Consider the following 16,770-nt stretch of genomic DNA (forward strand, 5'->3'; position numbering starts at 1 on the left):
AGGAGGGGTTAAAGCACAAGCGCTTTTTCTCTAAATTCGTCTTCTTCATCACTTTCAATCCCTAAAGCATCGTAGATATATGCAAAAGTAGATAGCAATTCAGGTTTTCCGTTCACAATAGCAACGTCGTGTTCAAAATGTGCACTCGCTTTTCTATCGGCAGTTAGAATTGTCCAACCGTCTTTAAGTTGTTCAATGCGGCGTGTTCCTAGGTTGATCATTGGCTCAATTGCAACCGTCATTCCTTCAACAAATTTCTTGCCTCTTCCACGTCTTCCGTAGTTTGGCATTTCAGGATCTTCATGCATCGTTTTTCCTAATCCGTGACCTACAAGTTCACGAACGACACCATACCCTTCAGATTCGCAATAATTTTGAATGGCATATCCAACATCACCCACACGTTTTCCAACACGAAACTCTCGAATACCAACGTATAAAGACTCTTTCGTAACTTTTAAAAGCTTTTCTATTTCTGGTGCCACTTCACCTACAGCAAAGGTATATGCGTGATCTCCATAATAGCCATTTTTTATAGATCCACAGTCAATAGAAATAATATCTCCTTCTTGTAATGGAGTGTTATTAGGAATACCGTGAACTACTTGCGCATTAGGACTCATGCAAAGTGAATTAGGGAAGTCGTACAATCCTAAAAATCCAGGTACTGCACCTTGTGCTCTAATGTGTTCTTCGGCTAATTTGTCTAATTGTAAAGTGGTTACGCCCGGTTTTACTTCGGAAGCAAGCATTCCAAGAGTTTTGGATACTACTAAAGCGGCTTCGCGCATTAACTCTATTTCTTCTCTTGTTTTGACTATAATCATACGTTGTTAAAAAGAGAACCAGCTCTTCTTTTGTTTTTTAATTATTGTTTCTGGTGGTTTTTGTTCACCAAGAAGTTGCAAATGGATTTCGCCCCAACTTACCAATCCTCCAATATTTCTATCGTCTATAAATAAATCAGCGTTTATTTTACGACTGTATTCAGGGTCGTATTCTTCTTCAGGAAAACTTTTATTTACCGCATAGAAAGTGATTCCGTTTTCTTTGCAAAATTGCACTGCTTCTTCTAAAGCTCTTCCTTTTCTATAGGTCCAAAGAATTAATCGATGGCCATTTTCTTGTAGCTTCAGTAAAGTTTCAAAAGCAAAAAGCTTGGGTTTGCCAATTTTAGGATATTCATCATCCACAATTGTCCCGTCAAAATCTACTGCTATGGTGCGTTTTTCAGTAATCATTTAAAGAATAAAAACGCAAAATTACGAAGAAATATACCGTTTCTAAAGTTTTTAGATTAATAGTAAGGGTTTTAAACGTTCTACAGGGTGCTTATATTACTTTAAATAAGTGAATTTCGATCCATTTCAGCAGGTTTTTCAACCCCCATAAGATGTAAAATAGTGGGAGCAATGTCTCCTAGTATCCCATTCGAAACTTTTTTGATTTCTGGATCTACAACAATCAAAGGCACTGGATTGGTAGTGTGCGCTGTGTTTGGCGATCCGTCAGGATTTTGCATGGTTTCACTATTTCCGTGATCTGCTATGATTAAAGTAGTGTATCCGTTCTCGAGAGCGGCTTCAACAATGCTTTTTGCGCAAGAATCAACGGTTTCGCAGGCTTTAATGGCAGCAGACAATACACCTGTATGGCCTACCATGTCTGGATTCGCGAAATTAAGACAAATAAAATCAGCCGATTTTGAGTTAATCTCAGGAATAATTTTGTCTCGTATATCGTACGCACTCATTTCAGGTTTCAAGTCGTAGGTCGCTACTTTTGGAGAAGGACAAAGCAATCTTTTTTCACCTTCAAAAGGAGTTTCTCTTCCGCCATTGAAAAAGAACGTAACATGCGGGTATTTTTCAGTTTCGGCGATTCTAATTTGTGTTTTATGATTGTGTTCTAACACTTCGCCTAAAGTATTGGTAATATTTTCTTTGTTGTAAACGACATGAATCCCTTTGTAAGAATCGTTGTAATTTGTGAGCGTTACAAAATAAAGAGGAATCGTTTTCATTCCGAAGTCAGGATAGTCTTTCTGCGTTATTACTTCGGTAAGTTGTCTTCCTCGATCGGTACGGAAGTTGAAGAAAATTACGACATCATCTTCAGCAATCGTAGCAATGGGTTCATTATTTTCAGTAATAACGATAGGTTCAATAAACTCATCATAGACTCCATTCGCATAACTTTCTTCGATGCTCTTTACAGCATCTACCGAGTTACTTCCCTTTCCGAAGACCAACAAATCGTACACTTTTTTAACACGTTCCCATCGTTTGTCACGATCCATCGCAAAATAACGTCCCACAACAGAAGCTACTTTTCCTGTGGTTTTTGCCATGTGCTCTTGTAAAGCAGCAATATGTCCAGCACCCGATTTTGGATCTACATCACGACCATCGGTAAAGGCGTGTACAAATACATTTTCCAAGCCTTCGTTGTGTGCTGCGGTAAGGAGTCCTTTTAAATGATTGATGTGCGAATGTACACCACCATCAGAAACCAAACCTAAGAAGTGAATCTTTTTATTGTGGGCTTTGGCATGCGCAAATGCTTTTTCTAAAACTGGTTCGGTGTGTAACGTATTATTTTGAACGGCCAGATTAATTTTAGCTAAATCTTGATATACAATTCGGCCCGCACCAAGGTTCATATGTCCTACTTCGCTATTTCCCATTTGTCCTTCTGGAAGACCAACATTCATGCCGTGGGTAAGCAACTGTGCGTTTGGATATTTAGTGTATAAAGAATCTATAAAAGGCGTGTTTGCCTGAGCAACGGCTGAAACGGAAGGGTCTTGGGTAACTCCCCAGCCATCTAAAATTAATAAAAGGACTTTCTTGTTCATTACACAAAGGTACTAACTCTGCTCTTGAAATTTAAATTTATGGTGTTATTGTCTCGTTAAGAATATGGTTTATCCTCCATATTTTACAATAGAAGCTTCAATATTTTCAATACGATTGTCGGGATCTGGATGTGTGCTTTGAAATTCGGGAACATTACTAGGACCCGCAGCGGCTTTTAAAATTTCCATTACGCCTATCATTTCTCGTGGATTGTACCCAGATTTTATCATAAAACGAACGCCTAAATCGTCGCTTTCAAGTTCGTCGCCACGACCGTTTCCAAGCAATACATTTTGACCAATTCCAGAAACCAATCCGCCAGCATCTGCACCTACAGAAGCACCTTGAGAAACCGTTTGCCAAAACTCAGTATTTGCGATTCGCTCGGCAGAGTGACGTCCTAAAACATGTCCAATTTCGTGCCCTAAAACCCCTGCTAACTGATCTTCATTTTCAAGTTTAGAAAACAATGCGTAGGTAATAAATATTTGTCCGCCAGGTAAGGCAAACGCATTAATTGTATTTGGATCTGCCAATAAATGGAACTCGTATTGGTACGGAGTGTCTCTCGCAGCACTGCTCGAAACCAATTTATTTCCCACCATATCTACATAGGCTTGCATTTTTTGATCTGGATATAAGCCCCCATATTCTTGTGCCATTTGCGGCGCACTTTGTAGTCCGATAGCAATTTCTTCTTCAGGACTCAGCGAGATGACTTGTTCTTTTCCAGTATATGGATTCTCTACAGTATTGGCGCATTTTTTAAAAAAGGCAAATGCTACAATAGCAAGACCAATTAAGATTCTGATTTTCCAGCTACTTCTCATACTGAATGTATTACGGTTAGGAACTAAAGTTACTAAAGTAATTTGGGATTTATGTCTAAAATATTCTCGTCGCGGTATTTTTTGATAAATGCTTCGGAAAAATATTCGTTGCCTAGAACATTTTCTTCTTTTAAGATAGAAGGAATGTCTAGTTTTTTATACTCCTGAAGCATAGGAACTGAAACAGGCGCGTAACTAAAATGCCAAGGCTCATATTTAAACCCTTTGCGATTGGCGTTGTCTGTATAAACTTCGTAAAACCCAAAAGAATTGGCGTGTATGTTGAGCCAGTCTTTAAGCTTGCAAAAAGGACCTTCGCCGTGAAATAATTCAGGTTGTAACACGCTTTTAGGTCTTGGTGATGCATTGGCATCAATAATATCGATGTCGGTACCCCAATGATGGCGAGACGTTCCTGGAATGGTAGAATATTCAATGATTTTCTGAATGGCTTCCGTAGGCGATAATCCCTGATTAGTAAAACGTTTGTACTTGCCTTCAAAAATTTCTTTTTGCCGTTGAAAGCTACGGTACGCAGAAACGACTTCAATGTTGATGTTCTCTTTTGAAGCAGCACGTTTCATTTTCTGAAAAGCTTCAGAAGTGTCTCTGTGCATTTTTGAAGTATAGGTATTTCCAATAATATCGGAATTTCCTTTGCCAATAAGCTGGTTTCTTGTAAAACTTTGTTGCAAGGCTGCAAAAGTTAATTGCGGAATGCAACTCATTCCGAAGGCCGTTAAACTGCTAATTTTTATGAATTTATTTCTATTCATTTTATATCTTGTAATGCTTTAAAATTACTATTATTTTGACAGAATCTACTATTACTTTTCGCATTATCCCACCTGAAGCAATTTTATGTATTGTTCCCTTTTTACAAAAATTGGGAGCGTATTCCGTTTCCGAAGAACTTTTAAACGAGCGCGTGTTAGAAATGGCACAGCAAAACCATGAGTGCATCGGTATTTACGAAGGAAACACTCATATTGGTATCTGCGGAATGTGGTTTCAGACACGACATTACGCTGGAAAAAGTATGGAAGTAGATCACGTGTTTATTGAAGACACTTACCGAAACAAAGGAATCGGTAACTTACTTATGGAACATGTTTATACCTATGCGCGATCTAAAGATTGTAAATGGGTCGAGCTAAATGCGTATGTCTATAATTTTCCGTCGCACAAATTTTACTACAATCAAGGATTTGTAGCAAAAGGCTATCATTTTGTAAAGACGCTTTAAAAGTGACTTAGCGAAGTGCCAGTTTGGATTTCGTACGGGTCTTCGTCTTGTTCAAAAACACGTGCCGATGGAATACCTCTTAACGTAATGTCGTCTCCTTTTACTTCTAACCAGCTTCCTTCTCGAAGTCCGATTATAGGGGCTGAATTTTGTGTGTGATATTCTTTAATTCGGGTTTCTCGTGTTTCGCCCATGTGTTTAATGCCTGGAATAGGGTCTAAATAATGCGGATTTATATTAAATGGAATCGCACCCAATGTTTTAAACGAAGGAGGATACACTATAGGCATGTCGTTTGTGGTCTGCATGGTCAGTCCGCAAATATTACTTCCAGCGCTGGTTCCTAAGTATGGAAGTCCTTTGTAAATAGCTTCTCGAAGCGGTTGCATAATTCTATTTGAATACAATTGCGATACCAAAACAAAGGTGTTTCCACCGCCTGTAAAAACACCTTTTGCGTGTTGTATGGCCTCCACAGGATTTTCGAACGTATGAATGCCTCTTACTTTTTTGTTTATTTTTTTAAATACTTCGGAAGTTTTTTCGGTGTAGTGATCGTGGGATATTCCGCCAGGGCGTGCGTAGGGAATAAAAATAATTTCGTCAGTTTCTGCGAATAAATCAGACACGGTTTCTAAAAGATAATCAAGGTAAGTTCCGCCATAAATGGTCGAGGTACTAGCAACAATAAGATTTTTCATCGAGCATATAGTTTAAAGTGTAAATTTAACAATTGTACTAGTATTTGTTGTGATTTCTCTAAGAAAACAAAGTGTATATTTATAGAATGGGAAAAAAACTACTACTAACCTTATTAATTTGCCTTCCACTTAGCCTTCTTTCGCAAGAAATTGAACGTGTTAAAATTACAGGAAAAATAAAAGCAGCTTTGGCCGAAGATGTTGAAGGAGTTTCAATTTATAATGTTTCCTCTCAAAAGGGAATCATTACCGACGAACAAGGGAATTTTGAAATTGAAGTAGCAGAAAACGACCGACTTTCCATAACTGCCTTACAGTTTAGCACCTTTACAATTGTAGTGGACAAGAGTGTTATCGAAGATAAAAAAATAGGTATTTACCTAAACCCCGTTGTAAATCAGTTGGAAGAAGTTATTGTACGGCAGTATGATTTGTCGGGCGATATTGTAGTTGATGTAAGCAAAATTAAAACGGCAAATGTGGTTCCCGATATGGATTTATCATTCGAGACACTTGAGTTTGATTACGAGTTTACAATTGATAAATTTAGTTCTATTAAAGGAAATAACGCCCACGATGCTTTTCATAACGGACAAGAACAATACGGTGGGGATTTAATAGGGTTGGTTGGAGATATAATTTTAAAGGCGTTTCTTCCGAAGCGAAAAAATAAAAAAACGGTAAGCGCTCAATTCAACGATGCTGTTTTTAGTGCGTTAATGCCTATTGAAAAAAGCAGAGGAACTATTATTACTTCTGAAAGAGAGGCTATAACAGCAGGTTTACGAGATCGTTTTACAAATAAGTATATTTCTGAAACATTTGGTATTGCTGAAGATAACGTAAACGATTTCCTCCTTTATGTAGAAGAGCATGGGATGCAAAAGGAATTGTTGTTTGAAGGGAACGAAATTGAATTACTAGAATTTTTATTCCAAAAAAGTGAAGCTTATAAAAAGCAAGGTGAATAGGTTTTTAATAGGGGCTTTGTGTAGCCTTTTTGGATGTTTTTCAACGCTCTTAGCACAAGAGTTAGAACTTCAGGGAACCGTAACAAATACAAAAGATGTTGAAGGAATTCATATCCTTAACACAACCTCTCGGTACAATGCAATTACCAATCAAGAAGGAGCTTTTTCTATTTATGCAAACAAGCAGGATACCTTGTTTTTTTCTTCGGTAAGTTACCATCCAACAAAAGTAGTGGTCACGGACGAAATTATTGAAACAGGAACATTAACAGTTACGCTCAAAGAATTGATTAATGAATTGGATGAGGTCTTCTTAGGGCCTAATTTATCGGGAAATATCGAGACCGATTTAAAAAATATTAAAACCAAAAAATTACTAAACTTTGACGATGTGGGCATTCCAGGATTTAAAGGTAAACCCGAAGAGAAAATCGTGCCTGTAGTTCCGTATTTGGGACTCGCTACCGCGGTAGATTTGGAAGCGATGTACAAGCATTTGAGCGGTTATTATAAAAAACTACGACTGAAACGTAAATGGGAAGATCAAAATGCAACGGTCGCAAACATTATTCATCAATACGGTTTGGCTTTTTTTAGAGAAGCGTATGCTATTCCAGAAAATAGAGTGTATGATTTTTTACTTTATTGCATTGATACCTCTGAATTAGTAAACGACTATAAAAATGAAAATTTTGCGGGAGTTTTAGATGTCTTCAAAACAAAAAGTAAAGTGTATGTATCGCGATTAACTCAAACAGAATAGTATTTTTGTAACAACAACCTCAAAAAAGCGACTTACATTACTTATAATTCAAAACCCAGTATGAAATTTATCAAATTAGCCTTTTTACCCTTGCTTTTTTTAGTAATTACGGGTGCTACGGCACATAAATTCTATGTGAGTATTACAAAAATTGAATATGTTGCTGAAAAGGAGTCGATTCAGATTATTACGCAGCTGTTTGTAGATGATATCGAACAAACCCTTCGGAAGCGTTACAGAAAAGATGTTTCTTTAGGAACCAAAAAAGAAACTGAAGCAGACGCAAAATTGTTAAAAGAGTATATTCTTCAGAAATTAACAATTAAAGTCAATGGAAAACCTGTCGTCTTACATTATCTAGGAAAAGAATATGAAAACGATTTGGTGAAATCGTATATCGAAATTACTGGAATTAAGGAGTTTAAAGAAATAGAAGTTGAGAATAAAGTATTAATGGATGTTTTTGAAGAACAACAAAATATTATTCATTTGAAGTCAAAAGACCATCGAAGAAGCTTAATTCTAGACAGTGATAATCCTAAAGGATTGTTAAATTTTGATTAAATAAATAAGAAAGCCTTAATAAAAACTATTTTTAACCTTCAATTAATTATAAATCCCAACAAACATTATGAAATTAATTAAATGTCTGTCTTTAGTTGCCTTGTTTCTTTTTGCAGGAACAGTGTCTGCTCAGGATGAAACGACTCCAGCCCGTAAACCTGGACACAAAAATGAAAACCGTTTCAAACAAATGTATGAAGAGTTTTCTACTCCTAACACATACCGTTCTGCAAGTGGTGCTCCAGGACCAGATTATTACCAACAGCAAGCAGATTATGTAATGGATATTGTGTTGGATGATAAAAACACAAAATTAAGTGGGTACGAAACAATTACCTATACCAATAACTCACCTGACGAATTAGAATATCTATGGGTTCAGTTAGATCAAAACGTACGATCTAAAGATTCAAAAACTCCTTTAATTGAGGGTAGTGGTGCCGCTCCAGCGGATATGGCATCAAGTTTTGTGGGAACCTACATGGGAAGCCCTTTTGATGGTGGTTTCAATATTGAAATGGTGAAAGATTCGAAAGGTGGAAATTTACCCTACACGATTAATCAAACAATGATGCGTGTTGAAATGCCTAAAAACTTAAAGCCAGGCGAAAAATTTGTATTTTCTATTAAATGGTGGTACAATGTTAATAATCACGTTATAAACCGTGCTCGTAGTGGGTACGAAAAGTTTGACGACGGTAATAATGGGTATGTAATTGCTCAGTTTTATCCAAGAATGGCGGTGTATAATGATGTAGAAGGATGGCAAAATAGTCAGTTTTGGGGACGTGATGAGTTTGCTTTACCCTTCGGAAGCTTTGAAGTAAACATTACAGTTCCTTCAGACCATATATTAGACGGTACAGGAGAGCTTCAGAATAGAAAAGAAGTATTTAGTAAAGAAATGATGAATAGATACAATGAGGCTAAAAAATCGTACGATAAGCCTGTAATAATTGTATCTCAAGAAGAAGCGGAAGCAGCTTCTAAAGGATTTGAAAATTCAACAAAAACATGGAAATTAAAAGCAGACTTCGTTCGTGATTTTGCTTTTGCTTCATCAAGACGATTTATTTGGGATATGATGGCTGTTAAAATTGGAGGAAAAGATGTGATGGCAGTTTCTATGTATCCGCCAGAAGGAAATCCACTTTGGGAAGACTATTCAACAAAAGCAGTGGCGAGTACGCTTAAATCATTCTCTAGAATGACATTTGATTATCCTTACAGTAAAGCAATTTCAGTACACTCTAAAAATCAAGGGATGGAATATCCAATGATTTGCTGGAACTACGGAAGACCAGATAAAGATGGAAATTATAGCGATCGTGTAAAATACGGAATGATAAGTGTAATTATTCACGAAGTAGGACACAACTTCTTCCCTATGATTGTAAATAGTGACGAGCGTCAATGGACGTGGATGGATGAAGGGTTAAATACCTTTACACAATATGTAGCAGAGCAAGATTTTGGAAGATGGTATCCTGATGCTATTGCTCCTAACAAAGCATACCCGTCTCGAAGAGGACCTGCAAATAAAATTATAGATTACATGGCAGGCGATCAAGACCAAATGGCGCCTATTATGACCAAAGGTTTAAATACCTATAATTTTGGAGCGAATGCATATTCTAAGCCAGCCACAGGATTAAATATTTTACGCGAAACAATTATGGGGCGCGAATTATTCGACTACGCATTTAAAACCTACGCACAACGTTGGATGTTTAAACACCCAACTCCAGAAGACTTTTTCAGAACGATGGAAGATGCTTCAGCAGTAGATTTAGATTGGTTTTGGAGAGCTTGGTTTTACACAACAGATTATACTGATATTGGTGTAAAAGAAGTAAATAAGTACTATGTAACCTCAAAAATGAACAAAGAAGTTCGTGAAATGATGGAAGCAAGAGGAATGAAAGAAAGCGATTTGCCACCATTGGTGTATATGGTTTCTGAAGATAGCGAAGACTTTGAAGAAAGCATGCGTTCTTCATCTTTAAGTGATGTTACGACATTACAAGAATACATTATGGATAATATTCCAGCAGATGAAAGAGCAAACTTGAAAAACCCGAAGTATTTCTACGAAGTAGTTTTCGAAAAGCCAGGAGGAATTCCAATGCCTATTATTGCTGAATATACCTACAGTGATGGTACTTCAAAAAGAGTTACCTATCCTGCTGAAATTTGGAGAAAAAATGATGTTTCTGTAGGAAAAGTAATTGCTTCGGAAAAGGAAATTACTAAAATCATGGTAGATCCAGATGAAGAAACTGCAGATATTGATACTTCAAATAATAGCTGGCCAAGAACAAAGCAAGTGGGCGAATTCGACCAGTTTAAAAATAATATGAAAGGACAATAAACCGTTCTAAAATACCTTAAAAAAACCCTGTTCAGTAGAGCAGGGTTTTTTGGTTTAAAAGGAATGCTAAAAAATATACAACACATGTACAATTACTCACAACACATAAGTATATTTGCAATATGATTTCGCAAGTTATATTCTTATTTATTAGTGGTGCAGAAATTGGATTTATCCTTTTTATTGTGCTCTTGGTTTTTGGCGCCGATAAAGTGCCCGAGATTGCTCGTGGTTTAGGAAAAGGAATGCGTCAAATTAAAGATGCTACCGACGAAATTAAAGGTGAAATTACCAAAAGTGCCAAAAAAAATGAGATCGATTTAGATTTCACCAAAGACATTCGAAAAGAGATTGAAGGTATTAAAGACGGTATTAAAGAAGATATAGATGAGGTTACAGGACCTATAAAAAGAAAAGAATAATGCTAGAAACCCTTAAAGCCTGGGATCGTGAATTGTTTATTTTTCTGAATAACCTAGGAATCGAAAAATATGATGGTTTTTGGGTTTTTGTAACTCAAATTGAAAGCTGGATTCCTTTATTTTTACTCTTCATTTTTTTAGCATTTTATTATTACGGTGGAAAAAAGGGAGCTATAGTATTTCTCTTTACCTTACTTACCTTCGGACTTACATTGTTTTTAACAGATACTACAAAAGAGTTTGTGGCACGTTTGCGGCCTAACAATGTTGAAGCGCTTTCAACCCTAATACGCACCCTTCAGAAACCAACAACTTACAGTTTTTTCTCTGGACACGCATCGTCTAGTTTTGCCGTAACTACATTTGTAGTGTTGGCATTGCGTGATTTCAATAAATGGATTTATTGGGCATATTTATGGCCCCTAATTTTTGTGTTAAGCCGAATTTATGTGGGGGTACATTACCCTAGCGATATTTTTATAGGAGCTTTAGTAGGAACATCGATTGCTTTTGTAGGGCATTGGGCGTGTAAAAAAACGCTTCAAAAACTATAAAAATATTTCCTATCTTGAACGTACAAACCAAAACGTTCATACCATGAAAAAACTTTCACTCGGCATTCTTGCCATCATTCTCATTTCGGTAACTAGTTGTACACGAGATGTATTAGAAAATCCTTCCGAAGAAACAGCAAATAGAGCAGCTCACGTTTCACAAGAATTATTAAGCATAGAAAAGATCAATGCCATTATCGAAAAGGAACTCACAGAGAACGGTTCCTTTAGTTGGGCTACAGTTACAGATCAAGTGCTTTGGAGTGCAACAGTACATGGATCCAACATTCTTACTATTGGCTACGGAAACCAAGGCGAAAGTTTTCGGACTTCGGAAAATCAACGATTAAAGAATACGAAAAATGAAATTTTAGCGGTTGTTGCAACGTCTGAAGGTACAGGGTTTAGCGATGGCTTAATTGAAGACGATGCCATTTTGAATGTTATCGACGTTCAAGTAGCTTCAATACAGACGATTTCTGAACTTCGGAAACGAAACGATATCCGATACTTAGAGCCTAATGGGTATAGCTTTTTTGAAGCCTCTGGAACCTATCCGCAAAATTTTTCTTCCAGCGGATGTAGTAAAAGTGGTGAGACCTTAAATAACAACGATTATAGAACAGTAGCTCCAAATGCTTTGGTAAGTTGGACGTTCGATCAACACAATATACCTGACGCTTGGGCACATAGTACAGGTGCGGGAGTTACAGTTGGACTAATAGATACAGGTGTTTCTCAAAGTCAGCCGTTTTTAGGAAGTAACTTTAACGATGGCTATAGTAGCGGACGTACCATTAGCAAATACGGGACATTCATAGATTCTGTTTGGCCATGGTCTAACAATTATGATGGACCACATGACAAATGTGGACATGGAACTTCTATGGGGTCTACCATTGCTTCCCCACGGAATAATAATTACATGCCTGTTGGTGTAGCATATAATTGTAATTTAGTTTCGTATCGCGCTACCGAAGACGTCGTTTTAAACGATTATCACGAACGAAAAGGAGTGAAGAATGCCTTAGTAGCACTTGGAAACAGAAGTGATGTAAAAATCATTTCTATGTCGGTAGGGTATCCTTGGTCTATTGGTAATGTAGCCGATGGTGTTCGGTATGCATATAGCCGTGGGAAGTTGATTTTTGCAGCCGGAGGGACTTCTTTAGAGCTTACCAATTGGTATCCTGTAATTTTTCCAGCGAGCATGAATGAGGCTGTTGCCGTAACAGGAATAACAGACGATGGTACCTATCAACAATGTGATGTATGCCATGACGGAAGTGAAATTGAATTCACCGTTGTTATGCAGCGAGATGCAAACAGTAATCGCACGGGTACGGTATTAGGTTTTTACAATGGAGATAAAAAATATGTTGGAGGTTCTTCAGTAGCAACTGCAACCACTGCGGGAATAGCAGCTTTGGTATGGTCGAAACATTTAGGATGGTCGCGCAGTCAAGTATTGAATAAAATGAGACAAAGTGCCGAATTTTATCCTTACAAGAATAGTACGAAAGGATATGGGAACATTGATGCCTTACAAGCCGTTCAGTAATAATACATAAAAATAAAAATAAAAAGAAAAGGTTCAGAGAATGACATCTGAACCTTTCTTGTACACACAAAAGTGTACCATGAAAAAAAACTTTTTATTTAATGGTTTCCATAGACTACAAACGTAAAGGCACTATCTCTAGCAACTCCTGCGACTGTTTGAATACGGATTTTAAATGAGTTTGGACCTGTAGGTTCATACCCTGCAATTTCAGGAGTTCCAAATCCAGTCGTAAATGGAGTTACTAATACAACACAGTTGGATCCATTTGTTTCGTGATCTAACACAATATCGTATTCACCTGTCGCAGGATTCGAAAAAGAGGCAATTCCGTAGCCTGTTTGAATGTCGTCAAAGCCTAAGGCAACACTCCCAAATGCAATTGGCATCGAATTTCCGTACACCGTATTTAGCTGTGGAGCAGTTGTAGTTGTGTTAATCAAAGTACGACCATCACCCTGAACTTGAAAAGCAACAGCCCCTCCATTACGAGCTTCAATAAACTGTGCATCTTCCGAGCTACCTGCAGGCATTTCTAAATTAACGATATCATTTGCAGCACCAACGACATTAGTTGCTCTAATGTCCATGATTTCTCCAACAACTGTATTGTCACCGCTAATAGTTACGACATCGGCATTAGATGCTCCGTCACCAATAATAGCTTCCGCAGGCATTGAGTCTGCAGATTTTGCATACGGAACACTTACAAATTCAGTAGTTCCTACTGAAGTCCCATTTAAGGAAACTTCTAAAAAGTGTGCATTGGCTCCCCAGTTTACAGAAAGTGCACTTACAGCTCCTATTTGTGTAGAAAACACACCATTAGCATCTGTGGTTAGGTTTTGCGTTTCAGTAAAAACAGAAGGGCCTCCCGCAGTACCTTCATGAATGTTAAATCCAATGGTTACAGCAGCATTAATTAGTAAGTTCCCACCTGCATCTCTAGCAACTGCTTGGTAGTTTATTAAGTTTGCAGCTGTTAAACGATTGGCGATAGCTCCAGAGTTTGAGCTTTCATCTGCTATTAGTTTTTGACTGTTTTCAGATTGTCTGGCATCTAATAAACGGTTTGTTTCGTAATTAGAATTACTTATAACGCCTTCAGTTCCTTGGGCAAATAAAGTTGAGATTGAGAAAAGTAAGGTGATAATTGCTATATATGTGTGTGTAGTTTTCATAATGTTTTATTTTTTAATTATTTTGAATGTTTTCGATTTAACGGTAGCACTTTGTACTATGGTAAGTAAGTAGATGCCTTGATTGTAATTGTAGAAGTTGATAGTTTCGCTGTTGACATTATTTTCAACTTTCTTCTGAAGGATAACCTTTCCATTCATATCGTGTATTACAATTTCGAAATCTCGTGCTACCATATCTTTAAAGTTTATGGTTAGATAGTCTGTTACTGGGTTGGGGTACACAGTTGTGGTTACTTCAAAAGTGAAGTCGTCATTGCTAAGAACAATTTCTTCGATAGCTCCTAACCAAAATCCTTGGCCTAATTTTTCTCCATTTGAAATGGCACCAATGATAGGTTCTCCTATTGTAAAACTAAGTGTGTTTGAAGCTCCGTTAATCGTATTTCCAGAGGTTGATACTACAGCTTGGCTCAAGCTTTGCGCCTGACTTACTGTTAGAGTAAAAAGCATAAAGAGTAGTATATAAATTGTTTTTTTCATAATTCAGTTTTTAAAAGTTACTTGTTGTGTTTGTTAATGTTTTCATAGGCTTTAATTTCAATTCGTTAAATTATCTGAAGCAAAATTGCTGTAGTTTGTTGTTTCTTGCAAGAGTTAAATAACTGTTTATCAGAATTGTATTCCTGTTTTTAGTGAAGTTTATACACTAAGAGAAAAGAGATTAAGAAACCCTTTAAATAAGGGGGTTTTTCCTGATGCTTTAAAGTGGTTTACTCCTTATATTTTTGGTTATAAGTATGTAATTTGCTAGTGCTTATGTAGGTAATACTCAGTAATCATAAATCACTGAGTATCTTACTGATATTATTTCTAACTTTATGGAAACCTTAAAAATCAAACCATTATGAAAACAGTAGTTAAATCGGTATCAACATTTCTTATTGTAGCGTCGCTATGCATATGTTTTATTTCATGTGATACAAAAACGCAGTTACATGACGCTACACCGCCACAGCAAACAATTACCTATGAGCAAGCAAATGCATTAGAAGAAGATTATATAGAAACACGGTATAAGTTATTGAAAGACACCTTAAAAATTGAAGACACTAGAGATTTTTGGTTCTCCATAGATACATTGAAAAAATACATTGCTTATGTAGAACACGAAGCAGGGGAAAAAGGACTTTCAGGTTTAGGTGTTCGCGTCTATTATGGTTCGTACCCTAAAAAAAGTAACTATCCTAATGCAGGATACTCAACTGTTTTTATAGTACCAACTGCAAGGGATGCCGCTTCTCCGATTAAAAGTGGTTTCGCGCCTATTAAAGCAGAGGATAGTAATATTGAAGGATTGTTGCCATTAAATTATGGCGGAGGTGGAATTCCACCAAATAATTATTAATGGGAACAAAAAGCATGAACGCTACTTTTTTGCCTTATTCTATTCCAATTATTGAGCTTATTGCAGTAATTTTTGCGACAGTTCACTTTAAAAAATATGCTGCGTCTAACGAACGCTATTTTTTATATTTTTTATGGTTTACTTTTTTAATTGATGTAACAGGAACAATTTTAAATCATTTTTCAATTGATAATAAGCTAGTATATGAAGTATTTACCATAGGTAGTTTTTTATTCTATTTTTATTGGTTTAATACTATTTTAAAGAATAAGACTTTTAAAAGGATTGCAAAATTTTCAGCAATCATGTTTTTAGGTGTAACTCTAATAGCGTATATTCTACCCTCTTATGGAGGGCAAGGATATGCATTTGTAACAGGTGCTATCTGTATTTTGCTATTAACATTTTTGCATCTATTTCAGCTATTGAGAGGGGATGAAATATTGGTTGTAAAGTATAAATTGAGTTTTTGGATTACCACCGCATTGTTGTTATTTTATGTAGGGATTATACCTCTCATTTTACTTTCACAATATTTAAATGTAGAAGGTGCAAGTAGAACAGTTATCTTTATAAGCCTTAACATTATATTATACGGCTGTTATATTATTGGCTTTATATGGACGAAAAAGAAGTACAATCGTTTTTAATTATTTTTTCAGTCATTGCTTTTGCTTTAGCACTAACACTTATTCTTCTTTTTATTTTTTTTCAGAAGAGGAAAAATAAATTATTAGGAGAACAGCAAGAAGCAGAGAATAGATTTAGAGAAGAAATAATAGAAACTCAAATTGAAATTAAAGAGGATACCTTACGGAATGTAAGTTGGGAATTGCACGATAACATTGGGCAATTACTCACCCTCTCTAAAATTCAAATGCAAAACGCAAAAGACAATCCTGAAGCGATTGATGAAGCGATCGAAACCTTGGGAGAAAGCTTAAACGAATTGCGAAGTTTGTCGAAGTTGATTAACCCAGATACTCTTACAAACTTAACTCTCGTAGAGGCCTTGCATCTCGAAATTGAACGATTTAATAGATTGAGATACCTTGAAACCTCTTTAGAGTGTTCGGCAAGTTACTTTGCAATTGACAGTAAAATAGAAATTATTATTTTTAGAATGTTACAAGAGTTTTTTACCAATACTATTAAGCATTCTAAAGCTTCAAAATTGTCAGTTTATGTAAATTATACAGGAAAAACATTAACGATAAAAGCAGAAGATAATGGGGTTGGTTTTGATGTTTCTAAAATGGAAAGCTTTCAAGGCATCGGACTCAGTAATATGAAAAATAGAGCAAAATTGATTCACGCAGACATTCAAATTAATTCAATAGAAGGCAGCGGAACCCAACTTTTGTTCACGTATAAAATTTAAA

At 36.4% G+C, this 16,770-nt stretch carries 19 protein-coding genes; 11 read left to right on the forward strand and 8 right to left on the reverse strand.

Going from position 1 to position 16,770, the window contains the following annotated elements; genetic code table 11:
* Positions 1-8: 8 nt before the first annotated feature.
* From map to BLQ00_RS10795, 5 genes are all read right to left on the reverse strand, one after another.
* Positions 9-827 (reverse strand): type I methionyl aminopeptidase, encoded by an 819-nt coding sequence (gene map / locus BLQ00_RS10775; RefSeq protein WP_093144193.1) that lies wholly within the window; start codon positions 825-827, stop codon positions 9-11.
* Between the two features lie 6 nt (positions 828-833).
* The gene (locus BLQ00_RS10780; RefSeq protein WP_093144195.1) at positions 834-1,241 is read right to left on the reverse strand and encodes a BT0820 family HAD-type phosphatase; all 408 of its coding nucleotides are present in this window, start codon (positions 1,239-1,241) and stop codon (positions 834-836) included.
* Between the two features lie 101 nt (positions 1,242-1,342).
* Positions 1,343-2,857: a 2,3-bisphosphoglycerate-independent phosphoglycerate mutase gene (gene gpmI / locus BLQ00_RS10785; RefSeq protein WP_093144196.1), complete on the reverse strand. Its 1,515-nt coding sequence runs from the start codon at positions 2,855-2,857 to the stop codon at positions 1,343-1,345.
* Positions 2,858-2,926: 69 nt separating this feature from the next.
* Entirely contained in the window at positions 2,927-3,688 is a 762-nt protein-coding gene (locus BLQ00_RS10790; RefSeq protein WP_093144198.1) for a M48 family metalloprotease, read from the reverse strand.
* A gap of 32 nt (positions 3,689-3,720) precedes the next feature.
* On the reverse strand, positions 3,721-4,464 hold the full coding sequence (locus tag BLQ00_RS10795) for a M15 family metallopeptidase (protein ID WP_093144199.1): 744 nt from the start codon (positions 4,462-4,464) through the stop codon (positions 3,721-3,723).
* A gap of 35 nt (positions 4,465-4,499) precedes the next feature.
* Here BLQ00_RS10795 and BLQ00_RS10800 point away from each other — a divergent pair, with 35 nt between their 5' ends.
* Positions 4,500-4,934: a GNAT family N-acetyltransferase gene (locus tag BLQ00_RS10800; RefSeq protein WP_229792625.1), complete on the forward strand. Its 435-nt coding sequence runs from the start codon at positions 4,500-4,502 to the stop codon at positions 4,932-4,934.
* Here the strand turns inward: BLQ00_RS10800 and pepE are convergent.
* Positions 4,931-5,635 (reverse strand): dipeptidase PepE, encoded by a 705-nt coding sequence (pepE, locus tag BLQ00_RS10805; protein WP_093144203.1) that lies wholly within the window; start codon positions 5,633-5,635, stop codon positions 4,931-4,933. The genes BLQ00_RS10800 and pepE overlap by 4 nt on opposite strands.
* Before the next feature lie 86 nt (positions 5,636-5,721).
* Here pepE and BLQ00_RS10810 point away from each other — a divergent pair, with 86 nt between their 5' ends.
* The 7 genes from BLQ00_RS10810 (at position 5,722) to BLQ00_RS10840 (ending at position 12,841) form a co-directional block, all read left to right on the forward strand.
* Positions 5,722-6,606, forward strand: a complete 885-nt coding sequence (locus tag BLQ00_RS10810; RefSeq protein WP_093144205.1) for a carboxypeptidase-like regulatory domain-containing protein — start codon at positions 5,722-5,724, stop codon at positions 6,604-6,606.
* Positions 6,578-7,369, forward strand: coding sequence for a carboxypeptidase-like regulatory domain-containing protein (locus BLQ00_RS10815; protein WP_139149393.1), 792 nt, complete (start codon positions 6,578-6,580; stop codon positions 7,367-7,369). The genes BLQ00_RS10810 and BLQ00_RS10815 overlap by 29 nt, the downstream gene beginning before the upstream one ends.
* A 60-nt stretch (positions 7,370-7,429) precedes the next feature.
* Complete coding sequence (locus BLQ00_RS10820) at positions 7,430-7,933, forward strand: DUF6702 family protein (protein ID WP_093144209.1); 504 nt, start codon at positions 7,430-7,432, stop codon at positions 7,931-7,933.
* Positions 7,934-8,000: 67 nt separating this feature from the next.
* Positions 8,001-10,304: a M1 family metallopeptidase gene (locus tag BLQ00_RS10825; protein ID WP_093144211.1), complete on the forward strand. Its 2,304-nt coding sequence runs from the start codon at positions 8,001-8,003 to the stop codon at positions 10,302-10,304.
* Positions 10,305-10,426: 122 nt separating this feature from the next.
* Positions 10,427-10,726, forward strand: coding sequence for a Sec-independent protein translocase subunit TatA/TatB (locus BLQ00_RS10830; protein ID WP_093144213.1), 300 nt, complete (start codon positions 10,427-10,429; stop codon positions 10,724-10,726).
* Positions 10,726-11,280: a phosphatase PAP2 family protein gene (locus tag BLQ00_RS10835; RefSeq protein WP_093144215.1), complete on the forward strand. Its 555-nt coding sequence runs from the start codon at positions 10,726-10,728 to the stop codon at positions 11,278-11,280. The genes BLQ00_RS10830 and BLQ00_RS10835 overlap by 1 nt, the downstream gene beginning before the upstream one ends.
* Positions 11,281-11,323: 43 nt before the next feature.
* Entirely contained in the window at positions 11,324-12,841 is a 1,518-nt protein-coding gene (locus tag BLQ00_RS10840) for a S8 family peptidase (RefSeq protein ID WP_093144217.1), read from the forward strand.
* Between the two features lie 98 nt (positions 12,842-12,939).
* On the opposite strand, the gene BLQ00_RS10845 is transcribed toward BLQ00_RS10840, so the two are convergent.
* Together BLQ00_RS10845 and BLQ00_RS10850 are read right to left on the reverse strand one after the other, a co-directional pair.
* Entirely contained in the window at positions 12,940-14,022 is a 1,083-nt protein-coding gene (locus tag BLQ00_RS10845) for a hypothetical protein (RefSeq protein ID WP_093144219.1), read from the reverse strand.
* 6 nt (positions 14,023-14,028) lie between these two features.
* On the reverse strand, positions 14,029-14,523 hold the full coding sequence (locus BLQ00_RS10850; RefSeq protein ID WP_093144221.1) for a T9SS type A sorting domain-containing protein: 495 nt from the start codon (positions 14,521-14,523) through the stop codon (positions 14,029-14,031).
* A 364-nt stretch (positions 14,524-14,887) separates the two neighbouring features.
* On the opposite strand from BLQ00_RS10850, the gene BLQ00_RS10855 reads away from it, so the two are divergent.
* The 3 genes from BLQ00_RS10855 to BLQ00_RS10865 are packed head-to-tail and all read left to right on the forward strand — an operon-like array spanning position 14,888 to position 16,769.
* Positions 14,888-15,388 carry a hypothetical protein gene (locus BLQ00_RS10855; protein ID WP_093144223.1) on the forward strand — a complete coding sequence of 167 codons (501 nt, stop codon included), beginning with the start codon at positions 14,888-14,890 and terminating at the stop codon, positions 15,386-15,388.
* Positions 15,388-16,038: a hypothetical protein gene (locus BLQ00_RS10860; RefSeq protein WP_093144224.1), complete on the forward strand. Its 651-nt coding sequence runs from the start codon at positions 15,388-15,390 to the stop codon at positions 16,036-16,038. The genes BLQ00_RS10855 and BLQ00_RS10860 overlap by 1 nt, the downstream gene beginning before the upstream one ends.
* Positions 16,008-16,769: a sensor histidine kinase gene (locus BLQ00_RS10865; protein ID WP_093144225.1), complete on the forward strand. Its 762-nt coding sequence runs from the start codon at positions 16,008-16,010 to the stop codon at positions 16,767-16,769. The genes BLQ00_RS10860 and BLQ00_RS10865 overlap by 31 nt, the downstream gene beginning before the upstream one ends.
* Position 16,770: the final 1 nt, after the last annotated feature.

The organism is Ulvibacter litoralis (assembly GCF_900102055.1).
Classification (GTDB): domain Bacteria; phylum Bacteroidota; class Bacteroidia; order Flavobacteriales; family Flavobacteriaceae; genus Ulvibacter; species Ulvibacter litoralis.

Excerpts from the sequence above, each read along its gene's own strand:
- pepE (WP_093144203.1), bottom strand. The coding sequence starts at position 5,635 with ATGAAAAATCTTATTGTTGCTAGTACCTCGACCATTTATGGCGGAACT.
- BLQ00_RS10830 (WP_093144213.1), top strand. The coding sequence starts at position 10,427 with ATGATTTCGCAAGTTATATTCTTATTTATTAGTGGTGCAGAAATTGGA.
- BLQ00_RS10840 (WP_093144217.1), top strand. The coding sequence starts at position 11,324 with ATGAAAAAACTTTCACTCGGCATTCTTGCCATCATTCTCATTTCGGTA.
- BLQ00_RS10855 (WP_093144223.1), top strand. The coding sequence starts at position 14,888 with ATGAAAACAGTAGTTAAATCGGTATCAACATTTCTTATTGTAGCGTCG.
- gpmI (WP_093144196.1), bottom strand. The coding sequence starts at position 2,857 with ATGAACAAGAAAGTCCTTTTATTAATTTTAGATGGCTGGGGAGTTACC.
- BLQ00_RS10810 (WP_093144205.1), top strand. The coding sequence starts at position 5,722 with ATGGGAAAAAAACTACTACTAACCTTATTAATTTGCCTTCCACTTAGC.
- map (WP_093144193.1), bottom strand. The coding sequence starts at position 827 with ATGATTATAGTCAAAACAAGAGAAGAAATAGAGTTAATGCGCGAAGCC.
- BLQ00_RS10860 (WP_093144224.1), top strand. The coding sequence starts at position 15,388 with ATGGGAACAAAAAGCATGAACGCTACTTTTTTGCCTTATTCTATTCCA.
- BLQ00_RS10780 (WP_093144195.1), bottom strand. The coding sequence starts at position 1,241 with ATGATTACTGAAAAACGCACCATAGCAGTAGATTTTGACGGGACAATT.
- BLQ00_RS10795 (WP_093144199.1), bottom strand. The coding sequence starts at position 4,464 with ATGAATAGAAATAAATTCATAAAAATTAGCAGTTTAACGGCCTTCGGA.
- BLQ00_RS10820 (WP_093144209.1), top strand. The coding sequence starts at position 7,430 with ATGAAATTTATCAAATTAGCCTTTTTACCCTTGCTTTTTTTAGTAATT.
- BLQ00_RS10790 (WP_093144198.1), bottom strand. The coding sequence starts at position 3,688 with ATGAGAAGTAGCTGGAAAATCAGAATCTTAATTGGTCTTGCTATTGTA.
- BLQ00_RS10825 (WP_093144211.1), top strand. The coding sequence starts at position 8,001 with ATGAAATTAATTAAATGTCTGTCTTTAGTTGCCTTGTTTCTTTTTGCA.
- BLQ00_RS10835 (WP_093144215.1), top strand. The coding sequence starts at position 10,726 with ATGCTAGAAACCCTTAAAGCCTGGGATCGTGAATTGTTTATTTTTCTG.
- BLQ00_RS10850 (WP_093144221.1), bottom strand. The coding sequence starts at position 14,523 with ATGAAAAAAACAATTTATATACTACTCTTTATGCTTTTTACTCTAACA.
- BLQ00_RS10845 (WP_093144219.1), bottom strand. The coding sequence starts at position 14,022 with ATGAAAACTACACACACATATATAGCAATTATCACCTTACTTTTCTCA.
- BLQ00_RS10865 (WP_093144225.1), top strand. The coding sequence starts at position 16,008 with ATGGACGAAAAAGAAGTACAATCGTTTTTAATTATTTTTTCAGTCATT.